The organism is Rhodobacteraceae bacterium Araon29 (assembly GCA_039640505.1).
Taxonomy (GTDB): domain Bacteria; phylum Pseudomonadota; class Alphaproteobacteria; order Rhodobacterales; family Rhodobacteraceae; genus CABZJG01.
The window spans coordinates 2974283-2992642 of sequence record CP046865.1; the positions used below are offsets into that span (position 1 = coordinate 2974283).

Sequence of the window (18360 nt, forward strand, 5' to 3'; positions counted from 1 at the left end):
ACGTGCGTAGACTACCCATTTACGAGTGCAATAAACACCAACGCAACCACACAGAAAATCGCTGTTTTTGTCACTAAAGACATAAACCCTTCAAATGTTTTTTCTTGGTCCTCAGTGTCCATTGATCCGTGTTCATGCTTGGCCATTCGGCTACTCCTAGTCAAAGCTCTCATTCTGTCTCTAGCGGATTTGTTGGCCGCTGTCATCCTCTAGCCAAACTCTTTTGATGCTGCCTCTCGTCGCACCCCTTCAAAAGCTCAAAAATGCGCGCGCGGCGCAGCGCCGGCGTCCTAGCGATGATAGCGATACACACCATCTGGGTCCAAGCGGCGGGTTACATCCCCCTTTAAATAGAGATGATTAAGATGCGCCACTGCCTCAACCAGAGCTAGGCCATATTCATCTGCGCCAATACGCCGCTTAAAAAGCGGCTGAAAGCATTCTGTCGCCGCTTTGGGCTGATCCAAAAAAGCGATTAGTCTTTCCAAAGCGCTATGGTGGTTTTCAATCATATGTTTAAACCGAAAGGGCAGACCCTTGAATGGTAGTTTATGGCCGGACAGAACCAATTGATCTGGATGTGCTAGTTTTGCCAACCGGCCACAGGATTCAAACCAGTCGCCAACCGGATCTGCCTCTGGCTCTGTGGCATACACCCCGAGATTTGGGCTAATTGATGAAATAATTTGATCCCCAGCAAGCACCAGATTATCAGAGCTGTTCCAGAGGGTGGCATGTTCTGGTGCATGGCCGTGCCCGATATGGACCTGCCAGTGCCTACCGCCTATTTCAATCACATCATCCTGCTGTATTCTGTGAAAGCCCAGCGGCATCGGATGGACCGCATCAGCGAAATTAAACGGCTTTCCATTGGCCCGCTCATCAATGATGTCCTGCGCCATTCCAGAGCGCTGCCAGAACCGCAAGGTTTCGGGAGGCGGTGTTTTTTGCACATCCAAACAAAGCATCCGCGCCATCAGCCAAGCGGTGCGTGTTGTCCATAGTTCTGCATTGAATTCGCTTTGAAACCAACCTGCAAGCCCGATGTGATCCGGATGGTGATGGGTTATGATCACCCGTCCTACAGATTTTTGCGAAAAAACGCCGCCAAGTAAATCGCGCCATATCTGTCGGGTTTTATCCGACCCCATGCCGGTATCAACAACGGTCCAACTGTTACCATCATCTAAGACATAGGTATTCACATGGTCCAACTTCATCGGCAGTGGCAACCTGACCCAAAACACCCCTTTGGCCACTTCCACTGCAGAGCCGATCTCGGGCGGCGATGTCCAAGGGGTCGTGATCAGTTGCAGGTCATCCGTCATTCTTAGGCCAGTTCCTCTAGGCGAAAGGCATACAGATCCTCGGCCCCTTGGCGGGCCTGATCCAATAAACCGATATGTTCGGGGAGCAAACTGTTGATGTAAAATCTGGCAAGTTTCCCCCGAGGGCCTGGCTCTGGCTCGCTCATTGCTGCATGAAGATGGAAGTGCGCGCCCAGAACCCTTGCAAAGGCACGCAAAAAGCCTGTTGCGCCAGCAAAGCGGTCATTAAACTCTGTTTGCGTCGCCATCCATTCCACGGCTTCGCGCAGGGTTTCTGTTGCCTGCCAAACCTTATCGGCCAAATCAGGATGGCTTTGCTTTGCGCTTTCACTTTCGCTTGCAAACTGATCCAACAGCGCAAAAGCGGCCTCGCCGCCGTCAAGCATTTTGCGGCCCACAAGGTCCATCGCCTGAATTCCGTTTGTGCCTTCATAAATTGCGGTGACGCGCACATCGCGGCTATACTGTGCGGCTCCGGTTTCTTCGATAAATCCCATGCCGCCATGCACTTGCACGCCCATTTCTGCAACGGCAATCCCCACATCGGTTCCAAAAGCTTTGGTAATAGGGGTCAGCAACGCCGCGCGGGCCTGCCACGCAGGGTCTGCCGTGGCAGAGCTTAAATCAATGGCCACAGCATTGGCCAAAGCAATCGCGCGGGCAGCAAAAATATCGGCTTTCATGGTCAACAGCATGCGCCGCACATCCGCATGATCAAGAATAGTTCCAGAGGCATCAGCAATGGGGCTGCGGCCTTGCTTGCGCTCGCGTGCATAAGAGAGCGCATGTTGATACGCGCCTTCTGCAGCGCCAATGCCCTGACCACCCACACCCAACCGCGCGTTATTCATCATAGTGAACATCGCCCGCATACCGTCATGCGGCGCGCCGATCAGCCAGCCGGTTGCCCCGTCATACTGCATCACCGCTGTCGGGCTGCCATGCAGGCCCATTTTATGTTCCAAGCTTACAACCTTCAAAGCATTGGCCACCCCGGGGTTTCCATCGCTGTCCGGGATCAGTTTGGGCACCAAAAATAACGAAATCCCCTTAGTTCCACCGGCCCCACCGGGAAGGCGCGCCAGAACCAAGTGGCACACATTTTCAGAAAAATCATTATCCCCCCATGAGATATAGATTTTTTGCCCAGACACCGCATAGGTTCCATCACCGTTATCCTCTGCTTTGGCGCTTAAGGCGCCAACATCTGATCCGGCCTGCGGTTCGGTTAAATTCATTGTTCCGCACCATTCCCCAGAAATCAGCTTTGGCAGATATAAGGATTTGATCGCATCGCTGGCGTGATGTTCAAGCGCCTCGATCTGGCCTTGGGTCATCAAAGGATTGAGTTGCAGCGACAGACATGCGCCTGCCATCATTTCATTCACGGCTGTGGTGATTGTCATCGGAAGCCCCATACCGCCATACTCTGGGCTGGCCGACATTGAAACCCATCCCCCCTCTGCAATCGCTTTATAGCCTTCGTTAAAGCCTGCTGAGGTTCTCACTTTACCATTTTCCATCCGAGCCGGATCAGTGTCACCTGCACGCTGTAAAGGCGCCAAGACATCCTGACACATGCGCCCAGCCTCGGCCAAAATTGCCTCAACCATATCCTGTGTTGACTCGTTAAAACGTGACGTGTTGCTCACCTGATCAAAGCCCACCACATGATCCAAAAGAAACTTGTACTCGTCTATCGGTGCTTGATATGGCATTGGACCTCCTCGAAAGTAGACTTGGCAACGCAAACATTTGCTATTATGCGCAACTCACTGTGATAACTTAATCGACCGTCTTTAACCAGCAACCAAAACGCAGCGTCAATATGAAAACTATCCGCACCCAATCTCTTTCCCCCGCTGCTGCGCATCTTAAACAGGCAAGCAGTATTTTGCAGGATGGCGGTTTGGTGGCCTTTCCAACCGAAACAGTCTATGGGCTTGGCGCGGATGCAAGCAATGACCATGCGGTCGCAAAAATTTACCACGCCAAAGGCAGGCCGCAGTTCAATCCATTGATCGTGCATGTAGCAAACGTGCAAACGGCGCGCAGATTTGTTCAATGGAGTGATCTGGCCGATCAACTGGCGAAAGCGTTCTGGCCGGGGCCCTTAACGCTTGTGCTGCCGCGAAAAAAAGAGGCACGCCTCTCGAATTTGCTCAGTGCAGGTTTGCCAACCATCGCCATCCGGGTTCCCAACCATCCTGTGGCCAAAGCTTTACTGGAAAAATTTGGCGGCGCCGTTGCAGCGCCATCGGCAAACCCATCGGGACAGATTAGCCCAACAAGCGCGGCGCATGTGCGATCCGGCCTAAAGGGCCGCATCGACGCGATTGTGGACGGAGGGCTGTGCACTGTTGGGCTTGAATCCACCATTATTCGACTAGATGACACCGCAGTGCTCTTACGTCCCGGCGGCGTTGCCGCCGAAGATATAAAAAATGAAATTGGCAAGCCTGTTCACATCCAGACGACTGTCGACAAAATCACCACGCCCGGTCAGATGGATTCGCATTATGCGCCGCGTGCACAGGTTCGGCTGGATGCCAAAAACTGGCGACCAGATGAAGCACGGTTAGGGTTTGGAGCGGTTGATTGTGATCTTAACCTATCACTTTCGGCTGATTTAATTGAAGCGGCGGCAAACCTATTTAGTCATTTGCACCGCCTAGATGCAGAAGGAAAAGCAATGATCGCGGTATCCCCAATCCCGCAAACCGGGCTTGGGCTAGCAATCAATGACCGGCTTCAAAGAGCAGCTGCGCCACGTTAAAACGCATCACGCCGTTCCCCCGTAACTTGATAGCATCAACGCATCAATGCCCATCAATCCCAGTGCAGATTGCCATTTACCCCCGTGGTCAACGCTTAAGACCATATCCTCATTGGCATCAGAAACAAGCCAGCCGTTATTGGCGATCTCGTCTTCGATCTGACCCGCGCCCCATCCAGAATACCCCATGAATAAACTTGCCTGCTCAGGTGCAGAGCCGGTTGCAACAGCTTCGATGATATCCTTGGTTGCTGTCATCGAAAGCGTTTGCCCGATAGGTTGCGTTGAAACCTCTGCCTGATAATCTTGCGAATGCACAACAAATCCGCGCGACTGATCAACTGGGCCGCCAAAAAGCACCGGAATAGAGCGAGCATTGGTAGTTTCTATGGACAACTGACTGCAAAGTTCTTTGAAGGACGCATGTTCTATTGGTCGGTTGATGACCAAGCCCATTGCGCCCTCTGAGCTGTGCGAGCACATATAAATCACAGAGCCATCAAATCGCGGATCCATCATCCCTGGCATCGCAATCAGGAGCTTTCCAGCAAGTTCCAAACTTTGATCAGGCCTGCTCATGCCAAATCCTTTCTTTATGTTCAGAATGACCTGTGACAGCCTTCTATGCAACTGCAATGTCCTGCGCACGGCCAAATCGCATAAAAGTGTCTTGGCAAATGGCAAATATTCGCGCATTCACTGTGCATGAAGCTAACACATGTTATTTTTTCCTGGCTAAGTTTTTGGGCCTTATTGAGCGCGCACAATCTTGCAGCTGACACTCAAGGTATCAACGCGCATGGACTGCGCAGCGGTTGGCTCAAATCCAACGGGCAGTATACGGCGGCATTGGAAATTCATCTTGCACCGGGGTGGAAAACCTATTGGCGCGCGCCGGGCGACACGGGCTTTCCTCCGCAATTTGACTTTAGTGGTTCTCGCAATGCGCAAGAGTTAGAGATTATCTGGCCTGCTCCTATCCTATTTGGTCCGCAAGATATGTGGTCAATTGGTTATTCTGGTCATGTGGTTTTACCATTGCTTGTTCAGCCCTCAGACCCCCAAAGCTTGGTCGAGCTTAATCTAAAGGCCTCTCTAGGTATTTGTGACGATATCTGCATACCGGCAGCACTTTCCTTTTCAGGCGTTTTATCCCCCGACAGCCGAACTCCCGACCCCAAGATTATTGCTGCACTGGCCAATCTGCCCTACTCAAAAAGCGAGGCTGACCTCAAAGAGCTCGCCTGCACGTTTAGTGCATCTGGCGATACCCTTGAAATAGATGTTCAGCTGTCTTTGCCGCCCACCGGCGACCAAGAAATTGTGATGCTTGAATATTCTCAGTTGGGACATTGGATATCTATGCAGCATCCCAAACGAAATGGGCAGGTTCTTTCGGCTAAGGGGTTCTTGCATGGCGATTTAGGTCGGCCCTCTGATCTGCGTGGATCAGACTTGAGTATAACTGTTGTTGGGTCAAACCACACAGTTGATGCCGGCACCTGCGCCCCTTAAGCGCGCAGACGGCCAACACCCTGCACAATCAAACTCGCAAGAAACGCAACGAGGATAATCCCGCAAACCCCAGTAAAAAACACTGCAAACGCGATTGGCATTGAGGCCGCATTCACTGGAAATGGCAGCCCGTTGGCGAGGCTTTGCGGCATGGCTCCAAAATTCATCACCCAACCCATGGTGACAGCAAACCAACCAGCGATCAAAAGCCCTAAACCCCAAGTTGCCGCGCGCACAGATTTAGCGCGGCCAAACAAAGCATGGCGAAGCGAAACGAAATGACGGCGCACGTCATGCTGTGCAGCGATCAAGGCTGGGACAACCAACAACACCAAGAGCATGCCAAACCCCAAACCATAGACCAATGTAATCACTGTGGGTTTGAGAAACTGCGCCTGCGAGGAACGCTCATACAGCAAAGGCGCAAGGCCAAGCACCGTTGTTAAAGTGGTCAACATAACTGGCCTGAGACGATCCACCGTGCCTTCAATCACCGACGGGATAAGCCCGCGCTCTTTGGCATATTCATCAATCGATGTAATCAGCACGATGGAATCGTTAATAATAATTCCTGTCATTCCCAAAAGTCCAACCACGGTAAACAGCGATAACGGAACATCCCAAATGTAATGCCCGTATATCGTGCCGACCAACCCAAAGGGAATAACAGCCATCACCACGACCGGCCGTGTCCAGCTGGCAAAAACCCATGTCAGGACCAGATAGATGCCGACCAAACATAGGATCATTCCGGTGCGCGCATCGTTGAGAAACTCATCTTCCTGTTCTGACAGTCCTGCAAGCCGCCAATCTACTTGGTGTTTGCTGGCAATTTCGGGCAGTATTTCGCTTTCAAGTGCTAAAGACACTTCTTCTGCCGCTGCCGGATCATCCTCGGAAATATCGCCCGTAATGGAAATCAGCCGAATTCCGTTTTCGCGGCGCACAGTTGAAAAGCCGGACCGGCGGTTGACGCTTACAATATCGGCCAACGGCACGTAATTCCCTGCAATAGTCCGCAACTGCATGCGTTCAAGAAAATCTGCCGTAAGCTCGTTTTTAGGTAATTCTACACGAATCGCTGCACTGCGCGGCCCCATCGGAAAACTCGCAGCTTCCAACCCGTTTAAACGGTTGCGCAGAACGCGCCCTAACCCGTCAATGGTAAATCCTAATGCTTGGCCCTGGGCTGTGAGTTCTAAGATTAGCTCTTCTTTGTCATAGGATAAGTCATCTTCAACTGCCGAGACCTCTGAAAATCGGCTCAGGGCGGCCTTTAAATCTTCTGACGCTGCTTTTAAGGATTCTGCTTTTGCGCCATAGAACTGTACATCTAACGCGTCACCACCCGGCCCCGATCGCCATCCCCTGAACGAGATTGTTTCGACCAAAGGATGCCGGCGTACTTTATCCTGCAACTCGCCCACAAAGGCGAAACTGGAATACGATCTAAAATCAGGGTCGATCAGTTCAATGGAAATACCGCCCAATTGATCCGGTGTTTTGGTTTCAGTGCCGGATAAACCGCGCCCAGAATTGCCGCCAATTTGGGCCACCACGTAATCCAAAGGGTTGCTGCCGTAGCGTTCCTCATAATCGCGCCCTAACTCTTCGGTTGCACGCTGCATTTCGCGCATCATTTCCATCGTATCTTCACGCCCAGCAGAGGAAACCATGGCAAAATTACCGCTCACCGAAGACTGCTCTGGTGCGTTGAAAAACCGCCATTTCACTTGGCCGGACATAAACATAGCAATTTGGCTCGCCAAAATCGCAACGGTGCCTGCAAGCACGACATAGCGGCCACGAATGACCAAAGCCATCAACCGGCGAAACAGGGTTTCGCGCACCCATTCGAAACCAATATTTACCACCCGGCTCGGCATGTCATACCAGTGATTTTTCACTCCGTGCTTGAGCGAGTGCGCCATGTGGTTGGGCAAAATCAAAAAGCACTCAATAAATGAGGCCGCCAGCACCACCACAACGGTAAACGGAATATCTGCAATCAAATCACCAAACCGGCCACCCACCGCAACCAGCCCGAAAAAGGCTATGATCGTGGTCGTGGTTGCCGCAAACACAGGAAGCGCCATACGGCGCGCAGCAGTTTCAGAAGCTTCAATAGGTCCAAGCCCCTTACGGGCACGGCTGTCAGCATGTTCACCAACCACAATAGCGTCATCCACCACAATCCCCAAAGTGATGATCAAAGCGAACAATGAAATCATATTAATGGTTATGCCCGCAGCATACATAATTGCAAGCGCAGCAAGCATCGCCGTAGGAATACCGGCGGCAACCCAGAAAGCCGTGCGGGCATTGAGAAATAGGAACAGCAATATCAGCACAAGCCCAAGACCACTAAGCCCATTATCAAGCAGCATGTTCAGGCGACCCGAAATATACTCTGCACGGGTTCTGATCAATTCGATCTGGGCCCCTTCCGGTAGGGTTTCCGATAACCGGTCGGCAATCCGCTGAACTGTATCCTGAATTTCGATGGCGTCGCCCTGTTGCGACCGGTCCACACGCACCGCAATAGCCGGGTTTTCACTAACAAAATATCCCCTTTGGCGGTCGACCCCTTCGACGCGAACCTGTGCAATATCCCCGATGCGCAAATAGGATCCATCCGCGTTCGAGCGCAGTACAATCCGCCTAATCTGCTCTGCCGAGCGCTTTTCCACACCGGTTCGCACCCGCGCATTTGCGCCGCTCACATCGCCAGCAGGGTCGGCGCTGACTTCTTGCGCGATCACCGCCGCGATTTGCTGCATGGTGATGTCATGCGCCACCAAATTAACCGCCGGCACTTCAATGATTGTTTCCGGGGCTGCCACGCCGGTGACGGTGGCCCGTGTCACCCCTTCGGCGAACAGACGTAAAACCAACTCATCGGCAAATAGAGCCAACTGCGCAGGATCAAGCGGGCCGGAAATGATGACGTCTGTCACACGGTCGCGCCAAGCCCCGCGCCGCACCAATGGATCTTCGGCGTCATCGGGCAGCGTAGTGACCTGATCCACAGCTGTTTCAATATCGGCAGCCGCGCGCGCCATATCCCAGCCGGGTTCAAATTCTAAAAGAATGTTGGCGCGTTCTTCGCGCGATGTGCTTTTTGCACCTGTTACACCTTCAACAGAAAGCAAGGCAGGCTCAAGCAGTTGCACAATCGCGTCATCAACATCTTCTGCGCCCGCGCCGCGCCACGCGACACTGACAGTGACATTGTCAATAATAACATCTGGAAAGAACTGCGCACGCATGCGCGGCAAGCTGACCAGACCGGCAATAATCAAAACCACCAATAATAAATTTGCAGCTGTGCCATGGCGGGTGAAATACGACAGAATGCCGCCAGCGGCTTTTGGAAGATCACGTACCATGTTTATCCTCCCATCCGGCTTTCAATACGCTCAACCACCTTGGCCGGGACTTTGTCCTGCTTGAGCTGGGTTAAAATCCGTTCTTTGGCATCTTTGGGAATATATGCGTTGCCCTCAATCGCCGCGATAAGCTTGGCGCGCCGCTCGTCGCTGAGTTCAACGACTTCGGGCTCTTTAGGGGTGCTTGCCTCACCACTTCTAAGCGGTTTAACCTTGATCCCACTGCCTAAGACCGGCGTTTGCTCGGCCACGACCTCGCGGCCGCTTAAACCGCGGCCACGCACCAAAATGTGGTCACCCTGTTGGCGAAAGACCCGAACCTCGGTACTTTGAAGCCTGTCATCCTCGGTCAAAACCAAAACAGCGTTATCTGCATTTAGGGCAGATGACGGCAGCTTAATAATGTTGTCCATCGTTGGCTCACTCAGCGCCACAGTGACAAAATCACCCGGCTTTAATCCGCGCGGGTTTTGCAATTTGGCAAACAAGAGCCGTCCAGTTTGTCCAGCGCCAACAGATCCGCTGTCGCGGCTTAACACGGCATCTGTGGTCAGCTCTGTTCCAAAGACATTAAGCGAGACTTTAGCCTGGCTTTTGATCAGCTTTCCGGACCGATCAAGCAGGCGTGCGTATTGTTCAGTTGATACCCGAAATGCAACTTCAAGGGTTTCGGGATCAATTAAGCTGCCAATTTTCTCATTCGGGCTGACCAAACCGCCTTTCACCAAGCTGATACTGCCCAGCGTCCCGCTGAATTCCGACGTTAGAACGGTATCTTTCCACCGCCGACTTGCATCTTGCAAAGCCAACTCTGCTCGGGCGAGGCGGGTTTGTGCTTGAGCGCCGCGGGCTTTGGCCTGATCTACCGCGCTGCGCCGCGACAGCACTGCCTGGGTGGCAGAAGACGCTGCCAGCTCGGCAGTTTCCACAGCCGCAGAGGTGCCAACACCGCGTTTTTTCAAGTCTAATTGGCGTTCAAGGGCGCGGCTGCGCAGATCGGCCTGATCCCGTGCAGCTTGCAATTCATCGTTAATTAGCACCAGCGCACGGTCGGCCTCTTCCACTTCGGCCATCGCGTCGGTCACATCCGCCTCTGCACGGCCGACAGCCGAACGCGCATCTGCATCATTCAACCGCACAAGCACCTCGCCTGCTTGCACCTGACCCCCTTCGACAAAGCCTTCTGCCAATTCGATCACCTGCCCCCCTGTGGCCATTCGCAAATCAAGCGTGCGGCGGCTTTGAACCTCGCCAAAAGCTTCTAGCATCGGGGTAATAGATTGCGGCTCTGCAGTGACTACATTGACGGTAAATACCCGTTCTCGTTGCTGCGACGTTCGGGGCTTGCGCGACATGCTGTCTTTCATCGCTGAGCTTACCATCTGCCCTGCATAGGCAAATAGCCCCACGGTTAAGGATAGCAGCAGGAGCCCAACCAGGCTTTTCCTAAAAAATCGCATGTTTTAGCCCCTTTCAGCGGGAAAAACCCGCTTATGCTGTTAAGTTGTAGTGTGCATTCTAGGTTTGCCAAGCCAGTTTTATACGGTTGGTCGCTTCACTTCCGTTGGAGATTTTCTTCCAAGCGGGGCATTATTTCCACAAAATTGCATGGCTGGTGACGAAAATCGAGCTGTTTGAGCAAAATTTCATCCCATGCATCACGGCAGGCGCCAGGGCTTCCAGGCAAGGCAAAAAGGTAGGTGCCCTTCGCGACACCAGCTGTGGCGCGGCTTTGCACTGCCGAGGTGCCAATTTTCTGCATGCTCACCATGGTAAATACCGTACCAAAGGCATCAATTTCTTTTTCATAAACATCCCGGTGGGCTTCCACGGTTATGTCACGGCCCGTAAGACCCGTTCCACCGGTGCTGATCACAACATCAACATTCGGGCTGTCGATCCACTGCCGCAACTGCTGGGCAATTTCAATGCGTTCATCGGGCACTATGGTGCGTTCTGCCAAATGATGGCCCGCTGCTGCAAGCCGGTCAACCAAAGTCTGCCCCGATTTGTCGTCAGCCAGACTTCGGCTATCAGACACTGTCAGAATGGCTATTTTTACAGGAATAAACTCAAGTGTTTCGTCGATGCGGCTCATGATACGCTCAGTTTTGCTTTCAACATTAAAAGATCGGCCCAGGCCAATTTTTTAGCGCTTGGATTGCGCAAAAGATAGGCCGGATGGAACATCGGTATCACATCTATATCGCAACTTTTTTGCAGCTGTCCGCGCAGCTTGGAAATCCCACGTTTGCCCAGCAATGCCTGACAGGAAATATTCCCCATCGCCACCACAACAGTTGGTTTAACCAACGCGATATGCTGTAGTAAGAAAGGCGTCAGCATAGCGATCTCTTCAGGGCTGGGTTCGCGGTTTTGCGGCGGGCGCCATGGCACAACATTGGTGATATAGGCCGCATTTTCCACAGCCTTCGCATGCCTGTCCAAACCGATTGCAGCCAGCATTTTATCCAAAAGCTGACCGGCGCGGCCGACAAAAGGCTTGCCTTGCTGGTCTTCATCGCGGCCGGGCGCCTCGCCGACAATCATCACACGCGCCTTGTGGCTTCCATCGCTGAACACCAAATTGCGCGCGCCGCGCTTTAGCTCACAATGCTCAAAGCTGGCCAATGCAGCCTTTAAAGTGTCCAGCGAATTGGCCGCTTCGGCCACCTGTTTGGCAATTTGAACAGGATCTTGATGGGGAATGGGCCGAGGCGCAGATTGGGCAGCCGCGGTTTTAGCAGCGGCCGGCTTTGGGGCTGCTGCCTCAAGCGCAAAGCGGTCCACCGGCGCATCCAAGATTGCCTCGGTTGCTCCCAGTTCCACCTGCCATTCCAAAAGCGCGCGTGCGCTGTGCCAGTCAATTTGCGATTCCATAGATGAAAGTCTAGCCTGTGCAGCCCAAAAGGAAAAGGAGTCCGGTTGAGATGCAAAAGACTGCCGGCATAAGTACATCGCTTTTCTCATGTAATATGCGCAGTTAAAAAATTTACCTCTTTAGCTTTTGGATCGCCGTTTGAATATCCGGCCGTCTGTCACTGCAAAACCCAACGCAATAATTACAAATCCCGCCCATGCCTCTGGCCGCATCTGCTCGCCCAGAAAGACTGCGCCAAGGACAATTGCAAATGGGGGTATGAGCAAGGTGACGAGCATTAAGTTTGCAGCGCCAGCCCGCACCAAAGTGGCAAAATAAAGCATATACGCCACCGCCGTTGACAGGATTGCGATGCCCAAAAGGGCGGCCCAGACACTTAACGACAGGGAAAAGCTTGGCGGCCCATCAAAAATTACCGCAATCGGGATCATCAAAAAACTACTCGCTGCCACCATTCCAAATGCATTCATTAGCGGTGGCTGGCCAGAAAGCGTTGTTTTGCCCCAGACACTCGCAAAAGAATAAGAGACAGCTGCACCCAGCATAGCAAGCTGCGCCAGGTTACGCGGGTCAAAACCGGTCAAGACAGACGGTCCCATAATAAAGGCCACACCAATAAGACCAAGCACTGCACCCCAAAGCTTGTATAGGGTCAACCGCTCATCTGAAAGCAGCGCTCCGGCGATCACAGCACCAAAGATAGCCGTGGTTCCGTTCAGAATTGCGGCCAAACCACTGTCAATATACACTTGCGCCCAAATTATTAATGAAAAAGGGATCGCGTTATTGAGCGCGCCCATTATCAGATAAGCGCCCCAAACCCGCAGTGATGTTGGAAACGCAATGCCTTGCCTGCGCACAATTAGGCCAAGAACTGGAACCGCCCAGAAAACGCGGTGCAAAGTAATGGTCAACGGCGGAACCTCTTGCAAGGCAATTTCAACAAAGAAAAAGGAACCGCCCCAAATTATTGCCAGTAGCGCAAGCATGGCCGCAGACCTAAGATCCAATGATGATGATTTTTCAGCTGTCACCAAGCCATCCCGAAAATGTTTCAGTAATTTCCTGTATCATACCAAGCCTTTGCATCACGACCCGAAACTTGCGTATTTTTCACTATTGCAAAGCAATTTTTATTTCTATTTCGCCGGCTGTAACGCGAGGTATCAACTATAGACCCCTGCGCGGGCCATCCGTTCCTGACCGCGCGGTTCTTGATACCGATGTGGCGCACTGCGCATTTCCAAGCGGTTGCACCAAAAAGCAAATTCAGCCCGCATAAGAATCTATGGTAGAAAGTGACTGAGGGCTTGTGCCAAGGCCTCTAGCACTTTATGAACCGTTCAAATTCAGCGGAGCGCATTTATGGGGTTCACCGACAAACACCTTTTGGGCATTGAGCCACTTTCCCCCGCTGCTATTTCCGAAATTCTTGATCTTGCCGACAGCTATGTTGATCTAAACCGGCGCTCGAATAAACATTCGGACGTTTTGGCCGGTCTGACCCAGATCAATATGTTTTTTGAAAACTCAACCCGTACGCAGGCCTCGTTTGAGCTGGCAGGTAAACGGCTGGGCGCCGATGTGATGAATATGGCCATGCAGGCCAGTTCGATCAAAAAGGGCGAAACCCTGATTGATACGGCGCTAACGCTAAACGCAATGCACCCTGATCTTTTGGTTGTGCGGCATCCGCAATCTGGCGCCGTTGATCTGCTGGCGCAAAAGGTCAATTGCAGTGTGTTAAACGCAGGCGACGGACGCCATGAACACCCCACGCAGGCGCTTTTGGATGCGCTGACCATCCGCCGCGCCAAAGGCCGTCTGCATCGGTTGAGCATCGCGATCTGCGGCGATATCGCCCACAGCCGCGTGGCACGGTCCAATATTATCCTGTTGGGCAAAATGGAAAACCGCATCCGCCTGATCGGACCGCCAACGTTGATGCCTTCGGGCATCGCCGAATTTGGCTGCGAGGTCTATGAGGACATGCAACAAGGGCTGCAGGATGTGGATGTGGTAATGATGCTGCGTTTGCAGCGCGAACGGATGGACGGCGGGTTTATCCCCTCTGAGCGCGAATATTACCACCGCTACGGGCTGGATGCAGATAAACTGCAAGTGGCCAAGGATGATGCTATTGTTATGCATCCCGGCCCGATGAACCGCGGCGTTGAAATTGACGGTGATATTGCCGATGACATCAACCGTTCGGTGATTCAGGATCAGGTGGAAATGGGTGTGGCGGTGCGTATGGCGGCAATGGATTTGCTGGCACGCAACCGGCGGGTCCACGCGCCGGAGGTTGTGGTATGACCAAAATACTGTTGACCAATGCGCGCCTCATTGATCCCGAAGCAGGTAATGAAACAGACGGCAGCCTGTTGATCAAAGATGGTGTGATCCAAGCGGTTGGATCTGTTGTTGACACCCCGCCAAAGGGCGCTGTGGTCATTGATTGCGGCGGCAAGGTGCTTGCCCCCGGGATCATTGATATCGGCGTTAAAGTCTGCGAGCCGGGCGAGCGCCATAAGGAATCGTTTAAATCCGCAGGACAAGCAGCGGCCGCCGGCGGCGTGACGACTGTAGTAACTCGTCCCGATACCCTGCCGGCGATTGACACCCCCGAAACGCTTGAATTTACCCGCAGGCGCGCCAATGAAGCCGCGCCAGTGAATGTACTGTCCATGGCGGCGCTGACCAAGGGCCGCGACGGGCGCGAAATGACCGAGATCGGCTTTTTGCTGGATGCTGGCGCAGTGGGCTTTACCGATTGTGACAGGGTGATCACCGATACTAAAGTGCTTGTGCGTGCACTTTCCTATGCGCGCTCGCTTGGGGCTCTGGTGATGGGTCATCCGCAAGATCCGGGGCTGTCAAAGGGCGCTGCGGCTACATCGGGCAAGTTTGCATCCCTGCGCGGATTACCAGCCGTTTCCCCCATGGCTGAGCGCATGGCCATTGACCGCGACATCGCGATGATCGAAATGACCGGCGTGCGCTATCATTTTGATCAGATCACCACTGGCCGCGCGCTGCCTGCACTGCGCCGCGCCAAGGACAACGGGCTTGATGTCACGGCAGGCACCTCGATCCACCACCTGACACTCAATGAATTTGATGTGGCCGACTACCGGACATTTTTTAAAGTCAAACCGCCGCTACGCGCCGAAGAGGATCGGCAATTGATCATAGAAGCAGTGCGCGATGGTGTAATCGACATCATTTGCTCTATGCACACGCCGCAGGATGAAGAAAGCAAGCGGTTGCCTTTTGAAGCGGCCGCCTCGGGTGCGGTGGGGCTTGAAACGCTTTTGCCTGCGGCGCTGCGGCTGTATCATTCCGGCGATCTTGATCTGCCAACCCTGTTTCGGGCGCTATCGCTTAATCCGGCCAAACGGCTTGGCCTTTCGGCAGGGCGGCTATCGGTGGGGGCACCGGCCGATCTTGTGCTGTTTGATCCCGGTGCGCCGTTTGTTCTCGACCGTTTCAAGCTGCATTCAAAGTCGAAAAACACGCCCTTTGACGGGGCGCGGATGCAGGGCAAAGTTCTGCGCACGTTTGTGGCGGGCAAAGAGGTTTTTGAGGCATGATACTTTTTCCCGATATAACCAGCGATGGCGCCACCCTGATCCTATGGGCCATTGCCGGATATGGGCTTGGCTCAATCCCGTTTGGCATGGTACTGGCACGGATGATGGGGCTGGGCAATCTGCGCGATATCGGATCGGGCAGCATTGGTGCCACAAATGTGCTGCGCACGGGCAGTAAAACCGCTGCTGCGCTCACGCTTTTACTAGATGGCGGCAAAGGCATCTTCGCCGTTGTGCTGGCGCAGATGACGGCAGGAGAGGCCGCAGCGCAAATCGCCGCACTTTTTGCCATGCTTGGCCATTGCTATCCGGTCTGGCTTCGGTTTCGCGGCGGCAAAGGCGTGGCGACCTTGTTTGGGGTCGTTTTGGCGCTCTACTGGCCACTGGGCGTGGCCTGCTGCGCCGCTTGGCTGGTGGTGGCCGCCGTGCGGCGTATATCGTCGCTGTCGGCACTGGTCGCGGTGGCCAGCTCGTTGGTTTGGTGCGTCGTCTATGCCCGCCCTGACCTTGTTGCTTTATGTCTCGCCTTCACTGCTTTGGTGTTTTGGCGACATCGCGAAAATATTGCTCGGCTTTTGGCCGGCACCGAGCCCAAGATTGGTCAGAAAGATGCGCAAAGCGATGAGAGCAGCGCAGGCTAAGTCCCGAATGCAGCCATCTGAGCGCTAAAATAATTCTGGATTTTGGTCACTGTTGGAGCAAACAATGGATGCACTTCACGGTGAAGATCAGGGCCAAGCGGCCGCCAGAAAAATTCAAAAACCAAGCCTTCTTCCGCCGGGCTTCCCACGGCGGTATGGCTCCAGTGATCGGGCAGCGGATGGCGCACTTCAAGTGCAAAAATATGCCAGATATGTTTTTCCAAATGTCTATCTTTGTTGGCGCCAGCACCCATACGGCGATGCCAAACACCTATCGGCTGCGGTTTGAGCGTGAGGTACAGCCCAGATTCTTCATGAAGCTCACGCAGTGCCGCCGCCGCATAAGCTTCCTTTGTTTCAACCGTTCCTTTGGGAAGTTGCACCCCAGCAAAAGGGTGGCGAAACACCAACAGTTCAGAACCTCTACCATAGTCGCGGACCACGGCCGCTACCGCTTTATGAACCACCGTCATTACAAAATATCCTTAATCAACGCATACTAAAATTATTTTTAGGCCTTATCGCGTTTTCTAAAGCATCAAACAGCCACAGCCGTCTGTATATTTTGCCCTTATGTCACGACAGCCCTGAAACCAATACTGGCCTTCAGAGCCGCCCAAGTGCAAGAACAAAAATATTTTTGTTAAATTCCTCTTAGATGCGCCCAAAGAGCGCCATCAATGTTAGCCACCTAGGTTTTGTTTTCTAACGCAGTTAGGCAGGATATTACCAATTCTCTATTCGATTTTTCGGCCCCTAATGGGATCGCCCATCCTGATTTTTCAAGAATGCTGCGTTTATTATACCCAGATGCCTTTTCCAATTCTGCCATAACACCGGCAGCAAGAGGGTCAGCCTCTGAGGCTGCGAGGCAATAGGGTGTAAGAGCTTCAGCAACGGCCGCTATAGAAGATTTTTCTGACATTTTTAAAGCAGTGCCACCTTTGACCCAGCCGCCCCAATTAAAACCTATAATTGCAAGAGCCACGCCACCGGCCACTGCGCCCCAAAGCGCAGGTCCAGTCCATTCTGGAAGTTTCATAAATAAATCCGATCAATTTTGAGAAAATGCACACAGAATTGTGTACTGTTCTTGGGTCTTACCACAAGTTTGACAAATCATTGCATGTTTTCATCATCTGCCTAAAATCGCATCAGGCGATCAGCTGTAGAACCGGACTATCTTTTATTGTGACTTCGGTATTCGGTTGGAGACATTCGAAAAACCCGTTCAAATTCGCGGTAAAAATTTGACCGGGTCAAAAACCCGGATTGTTCCAAAATCTGATTTACACTTAGAGCGGTTGTGACCAACAGAGATGCAGCCTTTTGCAACCTGAATCTATTTACATATTGCGATACATTCATACCTTGAGACTGATTAATCGCCTCAGAAACAGAGCGCGTTGGCAAATGAAGGCGCTTTGCTAAACGTTCAAGCGAAAGATTGGGATCAAGATAAAGCTGGTTTTTCTCTAAAAGATCTCGGGTTAAGCGCTCAACCTCAAGCGCCTTCTCATTCACGTCATCTGTGGTTTTGGTAGGGTGTTTTAACGCGCGTTTTTCTTGGCTTGCAAAAAATATAAACATGAGCCCACCGAAAAGGATGACAACAGAAATCAACGAAGCATTGGAAATCAAGGCAAGCGCATTTTTAAGCTGCTGGTGCGCGAACCGTACTGCAATCATAGTGTCTATAATGACCATAATTCCAAGAAGGGATGCCGCGCCAAGCATCCATAGCCGAAGCGCCCTAATGCTATCAAATTTTGCATTTCGTAGGCTATCCGCACCCCGGCGCCACAACACTAAAAGGGCAATGCAATAGATCGAATAGCTAAAGCTAATAAAGAAATCATAAGCTGGGCGTAGTTCACGGAATAAAAAAGGTAACAGAGATGCCGTAGTTGCAATGCCTAAATTTATTGCAATATAGATCCTCATCTGCGCTGGCGCATGCATCAATGACAGAAACCCAAGATACACCAACGGGCCAATGAAAAGTGGTATAATCCTCTGCACCACGATTATATTTTCAAAATCATAGCCAAATCGCAGTCCGACCATTAACGCCGCCAGTGCAACTGAACCAAAAAAAGCAGTGAAAAAATACCGTGCAAGACGGCTTCCCACATCAACACGCCAAACAAGCGCACAAAAGACTGCACACAGCAAAAACTCAATAATCGGCAGAGGCAGTGATAACAAATCTTGTTTTCTTGTCCTATTTGATGCTC

General features: G+C 52.4%; 17 protein-coding genes. 5 read left to right on the forward strand and 12 right to left on the reverse strand.

Features of this window, described 5'->3' with window-relative positions; all coding sequences use genetic code 11:
- Window positions 1-11 precede the first annotated feature (11 nt).
- From GN278_14365 to GN278_14375, 3 genes are all read right to left on the reverse strand, one after another.
- The gene (locus GN278_14365; GenBank protein XAT61836.1) at window positions 12-146 is read right to left on the reverse strand and encodes an aa3-type cytochrome c oxidase subunit IV; all 135 of its coding nucleotides are present in this window, start codon (window positions 144-146) and stop codon (window positions 12-14) included.
- A 144-nt stretch (window positions 147-290) separates the two neighbouring features.
- On the reverse strand, window positions 291-1328 hold the full coding sequence (locus tag GN278_14370; GenBank protein XAT61837.1) for an MBL fold metallo-hydrolase: 1038 nt from the start codon (window positions 1326-1328) through the stop codon (window positions 291-293).
- A gap of 2 nt (window positions 1329-1330) precedes the next feature.
- Window positions 1331-3046: an acyl-CoA dehydrogenase gene (locus GN278_14375; GenBank protein ID XAT61838.1), complete on the reverse strand. Its 1716-nt coding sequence runs from the start codon at window positions 3044-3046 to the stop codon at window positions 1331-1333.
- 110 nt (window positions 3047-3156) lie between these two features.
- Here GN278_14375 and GN278_14380 point away from each other — a divergent pair, with 110 nt between their 5' ends.
- The gene (locus GN278_14380) at window positions 3157-4104 is read left to right on the forward strand and encodes a threonylcarbamoyl-AMP synthase (GenBank protein XAT61839.1); all 948 of its coding nucleotides are present in this window, start codon (window positions 3157-3159) and stop codon (window positions 4102-4104) included.
- A gap of 6 nt (window positions 4105-4110) precedes the next feature.
- On the opposite strand, the gene GN278_14385 is transcribed toward GN278_14380, so the two are convergent.
- On the reverse strand, window positions 4111-4683 hold the full coding sequence (locus GN278_14385) for a hypothetical protein (protein ID XAT61840.1): 573 nt from the start codon (window positions 4681-4683) through the stop codon (window positions 4111-4113).
- 126 nt (window positions 4684-4809) lie between these two features.
- Here GN278_14385 and GN278_14390 point away from each other — a divergent pair, with 126 nt between their 5' ends.
- Window positions 4810-5619 carry a hypothetical protein gene (locus GN278_14390; GenBank protein ID XAT61841.1) on the forward strand — a complete coding sequence of 270 codons (810 nt, stop codon included), beginning with the start codon at window positions 4810-4812 and terminating at the stop codon, window positions 5617-5619.
- On the opposite strand, the gene GN278_14395 is transcribed toward GN278_14390, so the two are convergent.
- From GN278_14395 to GN278_14415, 5 genes are all read right to left on the reverse strand, one after another.
- Entirely contained in the window at window positions 5616-9008 is a 3393-nt protein-coding gene (locus GN278_14395) for an AcrB/AcrD/AcrF family protein (GenBank protein ID XAT61842.1), read from the reverse strand. The two genes, GN278_14390 and GN278_14395, sit on opposite strands and share 4 nt — an antisense overlap.
- Before the next feature lie 2 nt (window positions 9009-9010).
- Window positions 9011-10468 carry an HlyD family efflux transporter periplasmic adaptor subunit gene (locus tag GN278_14400; protein ID XAT61843.1) on the reverse strand — a complete coding sequence of 486 codons (1458 nt, stop codon included), beginning with the start codon at window positions 10466-10468 and terminating at the stop codon, window positions 9011-9013.
- A gap of 95 nt (window positions 10469-10563) precedes the next feature.
- Window positions 10564-11106, reverse strand: coding sequence for a molybdenum cofactor biosynthesis protein B (gene moaB, locus GN278_14405; GenBank protein XAT61844.1), 543 nt, complete (start codon window positions 11104-11106; stop codon window positions 10564-10566).
- Window positions 11103-11888, reverse strand: a complete 786-nt coding sequence (locus tag GN278_14410; protein XAT61845.1) for a uracil-DNA glycosylase — start codon at window positions 11886-11888, stop codon at window positions 11103-11105. The genes moaB and GN278_14410 overlap by 4 nt, the downstream gene beginning before the upstream one ends.
- Window positions 11889-12008: 120 nt before the next feature.
- Window positions 12009-12878, reverse strand: a complete 870-nt coding sequence (locus tag GN278_14415; GenBank protein ID XAT62687.1) for an EamA family transporter — start codon at window positions 12876-12878, stop codon at window positions 12009-12011.
- 376 nt (window positions 12879-13254) lie between these two features.
- Here GN278_14415 and GN278_14420 point away from each other — a divergent pair, with 376 nt between their 5' ends.
- Genes GN278_14420 through plsY form a run of 3 tightly spaced genes read left to right on the forward strand, consistent with a single transcriptional unit; the run spans window position 13255 to window position 16123 of the window.
- Entirely contained in the window at window positions 13255-14205 is a 951-nt protein-coding gene (locus GN278_14420) for an aspartate carbamoyltransferase catalytic subunit (GenBank protein XAT61846.1), read from the forward strand.
- The gene (locus GN278_14425; GenBank protein ID XAT61847.1) at window positions 14202-15482 is read left to right on the forward strand and encodes an amidohydrolase family protein; all 1281 of its coding nucleotides are present in this window, start codon (window positions 14202-14204) and stop codon (window positions 15480-15482) included. Before GN278_14420 ends, GN278_14425 begins: the two co-directional genes overlap by 4 nt.
- Window positions 15479-16123: a glycerol-3-phosphate 1-O-acyltransferase PlsY gene (gene plsY, locus GN278_14430; GenBank protein XAT61848.1), complete on the forward strand. Its 645-nt coding sequence runs from the start codon at window positions 15479-15481 to the stop codon at window positions 16121-16123. The genes GN278_14425 and plsY overlap by 4 nt, the downstream gene beginning before the upstream one ends.
- Here the strand turns inward: plsY and GN278_14435 are convergent.
- The 3 genes from GN278_14435 to GN278_14445 form a co-directional block, all read right to left on the reverse strand.
- Window positions 16120-16596, reverse strand: a complete 477-nt coding sequence (locus tag GN278_14435) for an NUDIX domain-containing protein (protein ID XAT61849.1) — start codon at window positions 16594-16596, stop codon at window positions 16120-16122. The two genes, plsY and GN278_14435, sit on opposite strands and share 4 nt — an antisense overlap.
- Before the next feature lie 218 nt (window positions 16597-16814).
- The gene (locus tag GN278_14440) at window positions 16815-17165 is read right to left on the reverse strand and encodes a hypothetical protein (GenBank protein XAT61850.1); all 351 of its coding nucleotides are present in this window, start codon (window positions 17163-17165) and stop codon (window positions 16815-16817) included.
- Window positions 17166-17302: 137 nt separating this feature from the next.
- Entirely contained in the window at window positions 17303-18331 is a 1029-nt protein-coding gene (locus GN278_14445) for a helix-turn-helix domain-containing protein (GenBank protein ID XAT61851.1), read from the reverse strand.
- Window positions 18332-18360: the final 29 nt, after the last annotated feature.

Excerpts from the sequence above, each read along its gene's own strand:
- GN278_14390 (XAT61841.1), top strand. The coding sequence starts at position 4,810 with ATGAAGCTAACACATGTTATTTTTTCCTGGCTAAGTTTTTGGGCCTTA.
- GN278_14385 (XAT61840.1), bottom strand. The coding sequence starts at position 4,683 with ATGAGCAGGCCTGATCAAAGTTTGGAACTTGCTGGAAAGCTCCTGATT.
- GN278_14400 (XAT61843.1), bottom strand. The coding sequence starts at position 10,468 with ATGCGATTTTTTAGGAAAAGCCTGGTTGGGCTCCTGCTGCTATCCTTA.
- GN278_14375 (XAT61838.1), bottom strand. The coding sequence starts at position 3,046 with ATGCCATATCAAGCACCGATAGACGAGTACAAGTTTCTTTTGGATCAT.
- GN278_14425 (XAT61847.1), top strand. The coding sequence starts at position 14,202 with ATGACCAAAATACTGTTGACCAATGCGCGCCTCATTGATCCCGAAGCA.
- plsY (XAT61848.1), top strand. The coding sequence starts at position 15,479 with ATGATACTTTTTCCCGATATAACCAGCGATGGCGCCACCCTGATCCTA.
- GN278_14370 (XAT61837.1), bottom strand. The coding sequence starts at position 1,328 with ATGACGGATGACCTGCAACTGATCACGACCCCTTGGACATCGCCGCCC.
- GN278_14440 (XAT61850.1), bottom strand. The coding sequence starts at position 17,165 with ATGAAACTTCCAGAATGGACTGGACCTGCGCTTTGGGGCGCAGTGGCC.
- GN278_14410 (XAT61845.1), bottom strand. The coding sequence starts at position 11,888 with ATGGAATCGCAAATTGACTGGCACAGCGCACGCGCGCTTTTGGAATGG.
- GN278_14380 (XAT61839.1), top strand. The coding sequence starts at position 3,157 with ATGAAAACTATCCGCACCCAATCTCTTTCCCCCGCTGCTGCGCATCTT.
- GN278_14435 (XAT61849.1), bottom strand. The coding sequence starts at position 16,596 with ATGACGGTGGTTCATAAAGCGGTAGCGGCCGTGGTCCGCGACTATGGT.
- GN278_14420 (XAT61846.1), top strand. The coding sequence starts at position 13,255 with ATGGGGTTCACCGACAAACACCTTTTGGGCATTGAGCCACTTTCCCCC.
- GN278_14365 (XAT61836.1), bottom strand. The coding sequence starts at position 146 with ATGGCCAAGCATGAACACGGATCAATGGACACTGAGGACCAAGAAAAA.
- GN278_14395 (XAT61842.1), bottom strand. The coding sequence starts at position 9,008 with ATGGTACGTGATCTTCCAAAAGCCGCTGGCGGCATTCTGTCGTATTTC.
- moaB (XAT61844.1), bottom strand. The coding sequence starts at position 11,106 with ATGAGCCGCATCGACGAAACACTTGAGTTTATTCCTGTAAAAATAGCC.
- GN278_14415 (XAT62687.1), bottom strand. The coding sequence starts at position 12,878 with ATGCTTGCGCTACTGGCAATAATTTGGGGCGGTTCCTTTTTCTTTGTT.